The sequence below is a fragment of the Pseudocitrobacter vendiensis genome (assembly GCF_943590815.1).
GTDB lineage: Bacteria > Pseudomonadota > Gammaproteobacteria > Enterobacterales > Enterobacteriaceae > Pseudocitrobacter > Pseudocitrobacter vendiensis.
The window spans coordinates 14,995-26,031 of the sequence record NZ_CALSBS010000041.1 but is presented as its reverse complement, the minus strand read 5'-3'; the positions used below and the strand labels follow the sequence as shown (position 1 = coordinate 26,031).

General features: G+C 52.6%; 16 protein-coding genes. 6 read left to right on the top strand and 10 right to left on the bottom strand.

Annotated features, from left to right (window positions below; genetic code table 11):
• Positions 1 to 228 precede the first annotated feature (228 nt).
• Positions 229 to 783 carry a gamma carbonic anhydrase family protein gene (locus NMC31_RS24090; RefSeq protein WP_149464943.1) on the top strand — a complete coding sequence of 185 codons (555 nt, stop codon included), beginning with the start codon at positions 229 to 231 and terminating at the stop codon, positions 781 to 783.
• Here NMC31_RS24090 and NMC31_RS24085 read toward each other — a convergent pair.
• Genes NMC31_RS24085 through dprA form a run of 6 tightly spaced genes read right to left on the bottom strand, consistent with a single transcriptional unit; the run spans position 759 to position 4,551 of the window.
• Positions 759 to 1,016 (bottom strand): DUF1488 family protein, encoded by a 258-nt coding sequence (locus tag NMC31_RS24085; protein WP_149464944.1) that lies wholly within the window; start codon positions 1,014 to 1,016, stop codon positions 759 to 761. The two genes, NMC31_RS24090 and NMC31_RS24085, sit on opposite strands and share 25 nt — an antisense overlap.
• Positions 1,013 to 1,831, bottom strand: a complete 819-nt coding sequence (aroE, locus tag NMC31_RS24080) for a shikimate dehydrogenase (protein ID WP_149464945.1) — start codon at positions 1,829 to 1,831, stop codon at positions 1,013 to 1,015. Before aroE ends, NMC31_RS24085 begins: the two co-directional genes overlap by 4 nt.
• Before the next feature lie 3 nt (positions 1,832 to 1,834).
• A complete protein-coding gene (gene tsaC, locus NMC31_RS24075) occupies positions 1,835 to 2,407 on the bottom strand; it encodes an L-threonylcarbamoyladenylate synthase type 1 TsaC (RefSeq protein WP_149464946.1) in 573 nt (190 codons plus the stop codon).
• Positions 2,408 to 2,411: 4 nt separating this feature from the next.
• Positions 2,412 to 2,954, bottom strand: a complete 543-nt coding sequence (locus tag NMC31_RS24070; protein WP_253899305.1) for a DNA topoisomerase family protein — start codon at positions 2,952 to 2,954, stop codon at positions 2,412 to 2,414.
• A 27-nt stretch (positions 2,955 to 2,981) separates the two neighbouring features.
• On the bottom strand, positions 2,982 to 3,455 hold the full coding sequence (gene smg / locus NMC31_RS24065) for a DUF494 family protein Smg (protein ID WP_149464948.1): 474 nt from the start codon (positions 3,453 to 3,455) through the stop codon (positions 2,982 to 2,984).
• Positions 3,427 to 4,551 carry a DNA-protecting protein DprA gene (gene dprA, locus NMC31_RS24060; protein WP_253899304.1) on the bottom strand — a complete coding sequence of 375 codons (1,125 nt, stop codon included), beginning with the start codon at positions 4,549 to 4,551 and terminating at the stop codon, positions 3,427 to 3,429. Before dprA ends, smg begins: the two co-directional genes overlap by 29 nt.
• 129 nt (positions 4,552 to 4,680) lie before the next feature.
• Between dprA and def the strand changes: the two genes are divergently transcribed.
• From def to mscL, 5 genes are all read left to right on the top strand, one after another.
• A complete protein-coding gene (gene def, locus NMC31_RS24055) occupies positions 4,681 to 5,190 on the top strand; it encodes a peptide deformylase (RefSeq protein WP_015962755.1) in 510 nt (169 codons plus the stop codon).
• A gap of 14 nt (positions 5,191 to 5,204) precedes the next feature.
• Complete coding sequence (fmt, locus tag NMC31_RS24050) at positions 5,205 to 6,152, top strand: methionyl-tRNA formyltransferase (protein ID WP_253899303.1); 948 nt, start codon at positions 5,205 to 5,207, stop codon at positions 6,150 to 6,152.
• Between the two features lie 54 nt (positions 6,153 to 6,206).
• On the top strand, positions 6,207 to 7,496 hold the full coding sequence (gene rsmB, locus NMC31_RS24045; protein ID WP_253899302.1) for a 16S rRNA (cytosine(967)-C(5))-methyltransferase RsmB: 1,290 nt from the start codon (positions 6,207 to 6,209) through the stop codon (positions 7,494 to 7,496).
• Positions 7,497 to 7,517: 21 nt separating this feature from the next.
• On the top strand, positions 7,518 to 8,894 hold the full coding sequence (trkA, locus tag NMC31_RS24040; RefSeq protein ID WP_149464952.1) for a Trk system potassium transporter TrkA: 1,377 nt from the start codon (positions 7,518 to 7,520) through the stop codon (positions 8,892 to 8,894).
• Positions 8,895 to 9,038: 144 nt separating this feature from the next.
• Complete coding sequence (gene mscL, locus NMC31_RS24035; RefSeq protein ID WP_015962751.1) at positions 9,039 to 9,449, top strand: large-conductance mechanosensitive channel protein MscL; 411 nt, start codon at positions 9,039 to 9,041, stop codon at positions 9,447 to 9,449.
• On the opposite strand, the gene NMC31_RS24030 is transcribed toward mscL, so the two are convergent.
• From NMC31_RS24030 to rplQ, 4 genes are all read right to left on the bottom strand, one after another.
• Entirely contained in the window at positions 9,450 to 9,665 is a 216-nt protein-coding gene (locus tag NMC31_RS24030) for an alternative ribosome-rescue factor A (RefSeq protein WP_149464953.1), read from the bottom strand.
• A 57-nt stretch (positions 9,666 to 9,722) separates the two neighbouring features.
• Entirely contained in the window at positions 9,723 to 10,148 is a 426-nt protein-coding gene (gene zntR, locus NMC31_RS24025) for a Zn(2+)-responsive transcriptional regulator (RefSeq protein WP_149464954.1), read from the bottom strand.
• A 6-nt stretch (positions 10,149 to 10,154) separates the two neighbouring features.
• Positions 10,155 to 10,523 (bottom strand): DnaJ family domain-containing protein, encoded by a 369-nt coding sequence (locus tag NMC31_RS24020; RefSeq protein WP_253899301.1) that lies wholly within the window; start codon positions 10,521 to 10,523, stop codon positions 10,155 to 10,157.
• A 106-nt stretch (positions 10,524 to 10,629) separates the two neighbouring features.
• On the bottom strand, positions 10,630 to 11,013 hold the full coding sequence (gene rplQ, locus NMC31_RS24015) for a 50S ribosomal protein L17 (protein ID WP_001216368.1): 384 nt from the start codon (positions 11,011 to 11,013) through the stop codon (positions 10,630 to 10,632).
• Positions 11,014 to 11,037: the final 24 nt, after the last annotated feature.

Sequence of the window (11,037 nt, the reverse complement as noted above, 5' to 3'; positions counted from 1 at the left end):
CCGGCTGTTTGTGTGAAGTGATTCACATCCGCCGTGTCGATGGAGGCGCATTATAGGGAGTTTGCTTCTTAGCACAAGGCCTTTTTAGATCTTTTTTTCTGACTGCTGTTTTTTCAAACTCTTTGCCTTCTAACTGCGCAATTTGCTTAAATTTTGAGGTGAGAAACCGTGAAATCGGGGCAATAATGATCGTCTGTTCCCTAAAACGATCGTTTTAAAGAGGTAATCATGGCCGCAGACTTACGCCACTATAAAGATCTTTTCCCAACCATTGGCGCTCGCGTGCTGATTGATCCCACCAGCGTAGTGATTGGCGACGTTCGTATTGGCGATGATGTCAGTATCTGGCCGCTGGTCGCCATTCGTGGCGATGTTAATTATGTCCAGATTGGCGCGCGCAGCAATATCCAGGACGGTAGCGTTCTCCACGTGACCCATAAATCGACGCATAACCCGGACGGTAATCCGCTCATCATTGGCGACGACGTCACGGTTGGGCACAAAGTGATGTTACACGGCTGCACGGTGGGCAATCGGGTTCTGGTCGGGATGGGGTCTATCTTGCTGGATGGCGTGGTGGTTGAGGATGACGTCATGATTGGCGCGGGTAGTCTGGTGCCGCAGCATAAGCGCCTGGAAAGTGGCTATCTTTATCTGGGCAGCCCGGTTAAACAGATCCGCCCATTAAAAGCGTCTGAACTGGAAGGGTTGAAATACTCAGCCAACAACTACGTGAAATGGAAAGATGATTATCTGAATCAGGATAACCAGACCCAGCCCTGATTATCTTCCTGCTGGTCGCGGATAAGATCGCTGGCTTCCTCTTCCAGGTCCCAGCGATTTTCCTGAAACAGCGCTACCCATGCCTGAGGCGTTTCGCCGCCAAAACGGGCGATCATCGTTTCGCGGCGGATGGCACACATTAGTTGCATACCTTGCACCAGCGCCGGAAAACAGACGGCACACAGGTTGTCATCCCAGTGCTCGCGGTCAGGAAATTGAATGGCCTGATTCATGCGCGCAACGCCTGCGTCATCTGTTCAATCACCGGTTCGATTTCCGGCAGCACGCCATGCCAGAACAATACCGCATGCGCCGCCTGCCCCACCAGCATACCTAATCCATCGGCACACTGTTTTGCTCCATGCTGTCGACACCAGGCGAGGAACGGTGTATCCCCTTTCTGATAAAACATGTCGTAGCAATAAAGAGAAGGATGAATCAGCGATTCAGGGATCGCCGGGATCTCGCCATTAATGCCGCTCGAAGTCGCATTGATAATTAAATCAAATTCATGCCCTTCCAGCGCATCCAGCCCCAGCGCCTTGACACTGCCCGTATGCGCAAAAAGCTGCGCCAGTTCTTGCGCACGGGATGCGGTACGGTTGGCAATGGTGACGGCGCAATCCATCGAGAGCAGCGGCAGCAGGACACCGCGCGTCGCGCCGCCCGCGCCCAGTAGCAGAATTCGCAGCCCCGGTCGAATAAAGGAAAGACGCTCCAGGTCGCTCAGCAAACCAATGCCATCGGTGTTATCCCCCAAAAGACGCCCGTCCTCCAGTCGCTTGAGCGTATTTACCGCCCCTGCCAGTGCAGCGCGCTCGGTCAGTTCATCTGCCCGGGCGAACGCTTCTTCTTTAAAAGGTACGGTGACATTCGCCCCCTTTCCCCCCTGCGCAAAGAAAGCGTTGAGCGTATTAACAAAATCATCAAGTGGCGCCAGTACGCGCCCATAAGGATGTGTAATGTTCAGCTGCTGCGCAAACTGTTGATGAATAAAAGGCGATTTGCTGTGCGCAATCGGGTTACCAAAGACGGCATAGGTTTCCATGAGTTACCCCTGGCGGAAAAGTTCGCCCGTCAGGGCATCACGGATTTCAGATGGATTGAGTCGACCACCGGTCAGGGCATCCACCACCGGGAACGCATCGCCAAACTGCTGGCGAACTTCCTCTGTTGTGCGACACGGCGGCTGACCGGTAAGGTTCGCGCTGGTCGAGACCAGCGGTTTACCGTACGCATTGCAAAGCGCGATGACCACCGGGTGATCGGTGACGCGCACCGCGAGGGAGTCAAAACGCCCTGTCAGCCAGCCGGGCGTTGTGGCTTTCGCCGGGAACACAAACGTGACCGGTCCAGGCCAGCAGGCAAACACGGCATCACGCTGCGCGGTCGTTAACGCGGCATCATCAATATACGGTTTCAGTTGTTCGAAGCTTGCCGCAATCAGAATCAGCCCTTTTTCAACCGGGCGTTGTTTGAGTTCCAGCAGGCGATGAACGGCGATTTCACTGTCAGGATCGCAACCGACACCAAAAACGGCTTCGGTTGGATAAGCGATGACTTCTTTATTCTTCAGAGCGACAACCGCACGCTGTACGGCTTCTGATGGCAGGTTATTATTCACTGATTTATTCCGCCGGGATCGGCTTTCCACATTGTTTACTGGCACAGTAGCGTTTAAGACCATGCGCCGTTTTCTTTTCGATAAGTAGCGGGTAATGACACTCAGGACACTCGCCCGCAACAGGGGTGAAGTTAAGCACAAACTGACACTCCGGATAGCGATCGCAGGAGTGGAACGTTTTGCCATAGCGTGAACGGCGCTGAACCAGATGCCCTTGCTGGCATTGCGGGCAGGAGATAGCCGTTTCATCAGGTTTGTCGATAAGTTCGGTATGCTCGTAGGCCGGATACTGGCTGCAACCAATAAACATCCCAAAACGCCCCTGACGAAGCGCCAGCTCGGCGCCACATTCCGGGCACAACTGCCCCTCCAGAATTTTGACGATATGCCCATCCGCCTGACTCTTCAGGGGACGGACATAGTCACACTCTGGATAATGGGAACAACCAAGAAACGGCCCATGCTTGCCGGACCGTATTACCAGTTCAGCCCCGCACTGCGGGCAGGGCTCGTTTTTACGCACTGTAAAGAGTGCTGATTTGGCCATAACAACTCTTACTGCTGCACCATCGAATTAGTGCAGCATACCTTCATTCACGTCGAAGAGTAATTCTTCCATTTGTTGATACGCGTTTTCACACCCCGGAAGATTGAACAGAACCATCAGAATCACCCATTTGAGATCTTCCAGTTCGAACTCTGCGGTATCCAGAGCCATCACGCGTTCAATCACCATTTCTCGCGTTTCGAGGTTTAGCACCTGAATCTGTTCCAGGAATAACAAGAATCCCCGACAACTGGCATCCAGTCTCTGGCTCTCGTCCGCCGTAAAGATGCGAACAGAAAGCGGATCGGAAGCCAACTGCATCGGTTCGACAAGCCCTTCCTGATAATCAGCGAGCTTCTCCAGCCACATCAACGCGTTGAAAATGTCCTCACGTTCAAAACCTGCCTCGGTGAGATCCCGTGTCAGTTTATCCTGATCCACGCGCATTTCAGCTTCGTTATGGATGTAAGTTTCAAACAAGTACAGTAGTACGTCGAACATGGCATGCCCTCCTTAATCGGACATAGCCGCCGGGTACAGCTGCGATCCATCCTGCTAACTCCAGTTCGAGTAGCTGAGCCACGGTCACTGGCACAGGTTGGCCGGCACGTTCAGCGACGACGTCAACAGGTGTTACCTCATCTCCTACGTTAGCCAGGAGCTCAGGAAATGGCAATGCTACAGAATCCTGATCTGGTGAATATTTTGACGTATCCTGCGCATTTGCGGACTGAAAAAGCGCAATTTGCCGTGTTTCAAGAATATCTTCAGGCGTTGTGACTAATATCGCGCCCTGTTGAATCAACCAGTGTGGCCCCTCACTGCCCGGATTACCCAGCGGCCCAGGGATCGCATACACCTCCCGCCCCTGATCCACTGCGCAACGCGCCGTCACCAGCGAACCACTTTTCAACGCCGCTTCAACCACCAGCACGCCACGGCTGAGGCCGCTGATAATACGATTACGCCGAGGAAAATTATGCGGCAACGGCGTCATAGCGAGGGGAAACTCCGAGACCAGCGCGCCGCCAGACGCCACAATGTCATCTGCCAGCTGGCGATGCCGATGTGGATAGATGTGACTCAGACCATTACCCAATACGGCAATGGTTGTACCCGCCATGCGCAATGCACTGCGGTGAGCAATCGCATCAATGCCCAGCGCCAGGCCGCTGGTGATGGTCACCCCCTGCTGCGCAAAGGCCTCGCAGAATGTACGCCCCCAGCGTTCACCATACCATGACAAATTTCGGCTGCCGACCACGGCCAGTTGATAAGCGTTCAGCAGCGGTAATCTACCGCGCACAAAAAGCGCTGCCGGGTAATCACTGATGGCCCGCAGCGCTGTGGGATAAAACGTCGAACTGGCCAGCAACAGATGATTATCAGGCTGCGAGAGCCACTCCTCGCTTTCGTAAATCTCTTGCGCCGTCATCGATAAAAAACGAGTCGCCTGCTTCGCGGTTAACCCGACATCACGCAGGTTTTTCAATGTAACGGTCGTTTCATTAATCAGAGCGTTGGCGATATTTTGCATCCTGTCGCCGTAGAGATCGTTAACCTTTATCAGGCGGAGCCATAACTCAGTAGGTGACATCCTTTTCCCCTTGCCACAAGCGGCATCAGCAATCTTTGCGATTGGTCACTGATGCTGTCAATTGGAGGGGGTTTTGTCTAGAATAGAGGTAATATTCTTTCCAACTCCTGAACAGACCTCTGGAGATTTATGGCAGTTTTGCAAGTGTTACATATTCCGGACGAGCGTCTTCGCAAAGTCGCTAAACCGGTCGAAGAAGTGAATGCAGAAATTCAGCGTATCGTCGATGATATGTTCGAAACCATGTACGCCGAAGAAGGTATTGGCCTGGCTGCAACACAGGTAGACATACATCAGCGCATTATCGTGATTGATGTTTCTGAAAATCGCGATGAGCAACTGGTGCTTATCAACCCGGAGCTGCTGGAGAAACACGGCGACACCGGTATTGAAGAAGGTTGCCTGTCGATTCCAGAACAGCGTGCGCTGGTGCCGCGCGCCGAGCAGGTGAAAATTCGCGCGCTCGACCGTAACGGTAAAGCGTTCGAGCTGGAAGCAGACGGCCTACTGGCTATCTGTATTCAACACGAAATGGACCACTTAGTCGGTAAGCTGTTTATCGATTATCTGTCCCCGCTGAAACAGCAGCGTATTCGTCAGAAAGTCGAGAAACTGGATCGCCTGAACGCGCGTGCCTAAGGATAAGGATCAACGTGTCTGATTCACTACGTATCATCTTTGCGGGTACCCCCGATTTTGCAGCGCGTCATCTTGACGCGCTGTTGTCGTCTGAACACCAGGTGGTGGGCGTGTTTACTCAGCCCGATCGCCCGGCGGGACGCGGCAAAAAACTGATGCCGAGCCCGGTAAAAGTGCTGGCCGAAGAGAAAGGCGTACCGGTATTTCAGCCAGGTTCGCTGCGCCCTCAGGAAAATCAACAGCTGGTTGCCGATTTACAGGCCGACGTCATGGTCGTGGTGGCCTATGGATTAATCCTGCCAAAAGCCGTACTGGATATGCCACGACTGGGCTGTATTAACGTGCACGGTTCCCTGCTGCCGCGCTGGCGTGGCGCTGCGCCAATTCAGCGTTCCCTGTGGGCGGGCGACGACCAAACCGGCGTGACCATCATGCAAATGGATGTTGGCCTTGATACGGGCGATATGCTGCATAAGCTCTCCTGCCCGATCACGGCCGACGATACCAGCGGCAGCCTGTACAATAAGCTGGCCGACCTGGGCCCACAAGGGCTGCTGCATACGCTGGCTCAGCTCGCTGCGGGCACCGCTAACCCGGAAGTTCAGGATGAAGCGCTGGTCACTTATGCTGAGAAACTCAGTAAAGAAGAAGCGCGCGTCGACTGGTCGCTCAGCGCGGCACAGCTTGAGCGCTGCATTCGCGCCTTTAATCCATGGCCAATGAGCTACATCGTGATTGATGAACAGCCTGTGAAAATCTGGCAGGCGTCAGTCATCAACACCCCAACGAGCGCAGCACCAGGCACCATTCTGGAAGCCAATCGCCAGGGTATTCAGGTGGCAACCGGCGAGGGTATTCTTAACCTGCTCTCTCTGCAGCCAGCGGGTAAAAAAGCCATGGGCGTGCAGGACCTCCTGAATTCACGCCGGGAGTGGTTTATTCCCGGAAACCGTCTTGCCTGACGGTCACTCTCATTTTTAAGCCCGGTGTCGCCGGGCATTTTTATTTTTGCGGTTATGAAAAAAAACATCAATTTACGCAGTCTGGCGGCGCAAACCGTCGAGCAAGTTGTCGAGCAGGGGCAATCGCTAAGTAACGTCCTGCCCGCCATGCAGCTAAAAGTGTCCGATAAAGACAAAGCCTTGCTCCAGGAGCTGTGCTTTGGCGTGTTGCGCACGCTTTCTCAGCTGGAATGGTTCATTCACAAGCTGATGTCGCGGCCGATGACGGGTAAACAGCGTACCCTCCACTATCTGATTATGGTCGGTCTCTACCAACTGCTGTATACGCGCATTCCACCTCACGCCGCGCTGGCGGAAACGGTAGAAGGCGCAGTGGCGATTAAGCGCCCGCAGTTTAAAGGGCTGATCAACGGTGTACTGCGTCAATTTCAGCGACAACAGGATGAGCTACAGGCCGAATTTGCACAGACCGACGTCCGCTATCTGCACCCTTCCTGGCTGGTAAAACGTATCAAGCAAGCCTATCCACAACAGTGGGAAGCCATTCTTGAGGCCAACAACCAGCGCCCGCCGATGTGGCTGCGCGTAAACCGCAACCACCACTCGCGCGACGCCTGGCTCGCGCTGCTGGCAGAAGCTGGTTTAACCGGCTTCCCGCATGCGGATTACCCGGATGCCGTACGCCTCGAAACACCGGCACCTGTTCATGCGCTTCCGGGTTTTGATGAAGGTTGGGTAACCGTTCAGGATGCCTCCGCGCAGGGTTGCATGACGTATCTGCAACCTGAAAATGGCGAGCAGATCCTCGACCTCTGCGCAGCGCCTGGCGGTAAAACAACCCATATTCTGGAAGTGGCGCCTGAGGCCAATGTCATGGCCGTCGATGTGGATGAAAAACGCCTGTCCCGCGTCTATGACAACCTGAAACGCCTGGGCATGAAAGCGACAGTGAAACAGGGTGATGGCCGCTTCCCTGAGCAATGGTGTGGCGAACAGCAATTTGATCGCATTCTTCTTGATGCCCCCTGTTCCGCAACGGGTGTCGTTCGCCGTCATCCGGATATCAAGTGGCTGCGCCGCGATCGCGATATTCCGGAACTTGCACAGCTACAATCTGAGATCCTCACTGCAACCTGGGCGCACCTCAAACCTGGCGGCACGCTGGTTTACGCGACCTGCTCCATTCTACCGGAAGAGAACAGTCAGCAAATTGCAGCCTTCCTGCAACGTACACCGGATGCCGTGTTGAGCGAAACTGGCACGCCGGAACAGCCCGGTAAACAGAATTTACCTGGGACAGAAGAAGGCGATGGCTTCTTTTACGCTAAGCTAATCAAAAAATGATGAGATAACGGGTCGCGACTGATGAAAATTATCATTCTGGGCGCAGGGCAAGTAGGCGGAACGTTGGCTGAAAACCTGGTCGGAGAGAATAACGACATCACTATTGTGGATACCAATAGCGAGCGTCTGCGTGGTTTGCAGGATAAATTTGACCTGCGCGTCGTCCAGGGGCACGGCTCTCATCCGCGCGTGCTGCGTGAGGCTGGTGCCGACGACGCAGATATGCTGGTTGCCGTAACCAGCTCGGACGAAACCAATATGGTGGCCTGCCAGGTCGCCTATTCCCTCTTTAACACACCAAACCGTATCGCCCGTATTCGTTCACCCGACTACGTACGTGACGCGGAGAAACTGTTCAATACTGACGCGGTACCTATCGATCACCTGATTGCGCCTGAGCAGTTGGTCATTGATAACATCTACCGTCTGATTGAATATCCAGGCGCGCTGCAGGTGGTTAATTTTGCTGAGGGGAAAGTGAGTCTCGCGGTGGTGAAAGCCTATTACGGTGGGCCGCTGGTGGGTAATGCACTCTCTACCATGCGCGACCATATGCCACATATCGATACGCGTGTTGCGGCCATTTTCCGCCACGACACGCCGATCCGCCCACAAGGTTCAACCATTGTGGAAGCAGGCGATGAAGTGTTCTTCATTGCGGCGTCCCAGCATATTCGCGCCGTCATGAGCGAATTGCAGCGTCTGGAGAAACCGTACAAACGCATCATGCTGGTCGGTGGTGGCAATATCGGAGCGGGTCTGGCACGCAGACTGGAGAAAGACTACAGCGTGAAGTTGATCGAGCGCGATCAACAGCGCGCTGCCGAACTGGCAGAGAAGCTACAAAATACGATCGTCTTCTTTGGCGATGCATCGGATCAAGAGTTACTGGCAGAAGAACATATCGATCAGGTTGATCTGTTCATTGCCGTCACCAATGACGATGAAGCGAACATTATGTCCGCGATGCTGGCCAAGCGGATGGGCGCAAAAAAAGTGATGGTGTTAATCCAACGCCGCGCCTATGTTGACCTTGTTCAGGGGAGCGTGATTGATATCGCTATTTCGCCGCAACAAGCCACCATTTCTGCCCTGCTGAGCCACGTGCGTAAAGCCGATATCGTCGGTGTGTCTTCCCTGCGCCGCGGCATCGCTGAAGCAATCGAAGCGGTAGCCCACGGCGATGAAAGCACTTCGCGTGTGGTCGGCAGGGTCATTGATGAGATAAAACTTCCGCCGGGTACGATTATTGGTGCAATCGTACGTGGTAATGACGTTATGATCGCCAATGATAATTTACGTATTGAGCAAGGGGACCACGTAATTATGTTCCTGACGGATAAAAAATTTATTACCGATGTCGAACGATTGTTCCAGCCAAGTCCCTTCTTCCTTTAATTACAAAAGGCGTTCTGCGGAACGCTTTTTAATTAACCCTCTATTATTTAAGGCTAAATCCGCTCAGCTGAATTATTGTTAATAATGGAAATTACATAAACATTTGTTAAACTTATAAACGTCAGCTGGCACAAGGAGAATAACATGAGCATTATTAAAGAGTTTCGCGAATTCGCGATGCGTGGAAACGTTGTTGATTTGGCGGTGGGTGTCATTATTGGTGCTGCGTTCGGTAAGATTGTATCGTCATTAGTTGCCGATATTATTATGCCACCGTTGGGCTTATTAATTGGCGGGATCGATTTTAAACAATTTGCGCTGACGTTACGCGACGCGCAGGGAGATGTTCCGGCTGTAGTGATGCACTACGGCGTGTTCATTCAAAATGTCTTTGATTTTGTGATCGTGGCTTTCGCCATCTTTATGGCGATCAAACTGATCAACAAATTGAACCGCAAGAAAGAAGAACCGGCTGCGGACCCGAAACCAACGAAAGAAGAAGTGCTGCTTTCTGAAATCCGCGACTTGCTGAAAGAACAGAATAACCGTTCTTAATCACGCGGCTAAAAGCAGAAGGCCAGTGGTAAAGAAGCGATTCGCTTGTTTGCCACTGGCCTCCCAGTTACCCCGTTTTGCATGTTTGTTTTTACGCAGATAACTTCCTTTCCCTTTTTTATTCTTCTCAACGCGCTGTCTGAACAGCGGGTCATGCAGTAATGCCTCAATGGCGTTATCATTAATTTGCCCTTTGGTGTGTTGATAGCGGCTCATCATTTTCTCCTGATGGGTGATAATACGGCGCGAGTGTAGATCCGAACGGTGATAAATTCAACAGCCTTTAACATTCTTGTCAGCCCCCTGCTCCAGAGTTTCCAGGATAGAGCAATAAACGCTGCTATGTGCAGTTCCGCAGCAGGCATCATTCAGTTTCTTAAGCGATCTCTGCATTGATTGTAGCTCTTCAATACGTGACTCTACTTCGCTGAGGCGAGCCTGGACAATACTCTTGGATTCCTGACAGGTGTGATGTTCAGGGTCAACGCGGATTGATAGCAGTTCGCGGATTGCCTCCAGGGTAAAACCCAGTTGGCGGGCATAGCGAATAAACTTCAGTCGCTGAAGATCGGTTTCGGTATACAGGCGGAATCCACCTTCTGTACGAACTTCATGATCCATCATCTGCTGCTTTTCATAGTAGCGGATGGTATCGGGCGTTACGCCAGCCAATTTTGCCAGTTCACCAATGCGATACATGGATAGTTACTCCTCGTTAAACCGAACTATCAATTTTTCTGCGTACTCTCCACGCATAAAATCGGTGCTTATGCCAGCCTGGCGCAACTTCAGTTCCATTAATGCGAGCCGACGACTTAATTCCTGATAGCGTTCATCTTCTTTGTGAATGCCTTTCAGCAGATCAACCAACGCCAGTGCTTCTTTACGCTGCTCGAGCTCAGGTGGCAAACAGCCTGCGTTCTTCAACAAGCGATAACCTGCACGTAGCTCTTCAGGGACAGCCGAATCATCGTCCAGCATCAAAGGCTCACCTTGCCCGGGTAAATTATCGAACTCACCGTTTCGCTGGGCATTAGCAATATGACGCTCTGCCCACAGGTCGACTAACCACATGACAGCACTCCGGAATACGCAGTAGGAATAAAACTATTGTAGAGAGATGGGGGAAGGGGAGATATAAAAAAACCCGCCGGAGCGGGTTTTTTTACGTTGCAACAGATTACTCTGCAGCAGCTTCTGCTTTCTCTGAACGATCAACCAGCTCGATGTAAGCCATCGGCGCGTTGTCGCCTGCACGGAAACCACACTTCAGAATGCGAGTGTAACCACCGGCACGGCTCGCGAAACGCGGGCCCAGTTCGTTAAACAGTTTTGCCACGATCTCGTTATCACGAGTACGGGCGAATGCCAGACGACGATTAGCAACGCTATCAGTCTTGGCAAGAGTAATCAGCGGCTCAACTACGCGACGCAGTTCTTTCGCTTTAGGCAGGGTCGTCTTGATGATTTCATGACGAACCAGTGAACCTGCCATGTTGCGGAACATAGCCTGGCGATGGCTGCTGTTGCGGTTCAGTTGACGACCACTCTTACGATGGCGCATGACCTTATCCTTCTCAGTAAAACC

What these genes read in the sequence shown, in the direction of transcription:
- mscL (WP_015962751.1), top strand. Translation starts at nt 9,039, where the DNA reads ATGAGCATTATTAAAGAGTTTCGCGAATTCGCGATGCGTGGAAACGTT.
- NMC31_RS24070 (WP_253899305.1), bottom strand. Translation starts at nt 2,954, where the DNA reads ATGGCCAAATCAGCACTCTTTACAGTGCGTAAAAACGAGCCCTGCCCG.
- NMC31_RS24090 (WP_149464943.1), top strand. Translation starts at nt 229, where the DNA reads ATGGCCGCAGACTTACGCCACTATAAAGATCTTTTCCCAACCATTGGC.
- def (WP_015962755.1), top strand. Translation starts at nt 4,681, where the DNA reads ATGGCAGTTTTGCAAGTGTTACATATTCCGGACGAGCGTCTTCGCAAA.
- trkA (WP_149464952.1), top strand. Translation starts at nt 7,518, where the DNA reads ATGAAAATTATCATTCTGGGCGCAGGGCAAGTAGGCGGAACGTTGGCT.
- NMC31_RS24085 (WP_149464944.1), bottom strand. Translation starts at nt 1,016, where the DNA reads ATGAATCAGGCCATTCAATTTCCTGACCGCGAGCACTGGGATGACAAC.
- dprA (WP_253899304.1), bottom strand. Translation starts at nt 4,551, where the DNA reads ATGTCACCTACTGAGTTATGGCTCCGCCTGATAAAGGTTAACGATCTC.
- rplQ (WP_001216368.1), bottom strand. Translation starts at nt 11,013, where the DNA reads ATGCGCCATCGTAAGAGTGGTCGTCAACTGAACCGCAACAGCAGCCAT.
- NMC31_RS24030 (WP_149464953.1), bottom strand. Translation starts at nt 9,665, where the DNA reads ATGAGCCGCTATCAACACACCAAAGGGCAAATTAATGATAACGCCATT.
- zntR (WP_149464954.1), bottom strand. Translation starts at nt 10,148, where the DNA reads ATGTATCGCATTGGTGAACTGGCAAAATTGGCTGGCGTAACGCCCGAT.
- NMC31_RS24020 (WP_253899301.1), bottom strand. Translation starts at nt 10,523, where the DNA reads ATGTGGTTAGTCGACCTGTGGGCAGAGCGTCATATTGCTAATGCCCAG.
- smg (WP_149464948.1), bottom strand. Translation starts at nt 3,455, where the DNA reads ATGTTCGACGTACTACTGTACTTGTTTGAAACTTACATCCATAACGAA.
- rsmB (WP_253899302.1), top strand. Translation starts at nt 6,207, where the DNA reads ATGAAAAAAAACATCAATTTACGCAGTCTGGCGGCGCAAACCGTCGAG.
- aroE (WP_149464945.1), bottom strand. Translation starts at nt 1,831, where the DNA reads ATGGAAACCTATGCCGTCTTTGGTAACCCGATTGCGCACAGCAAATCG.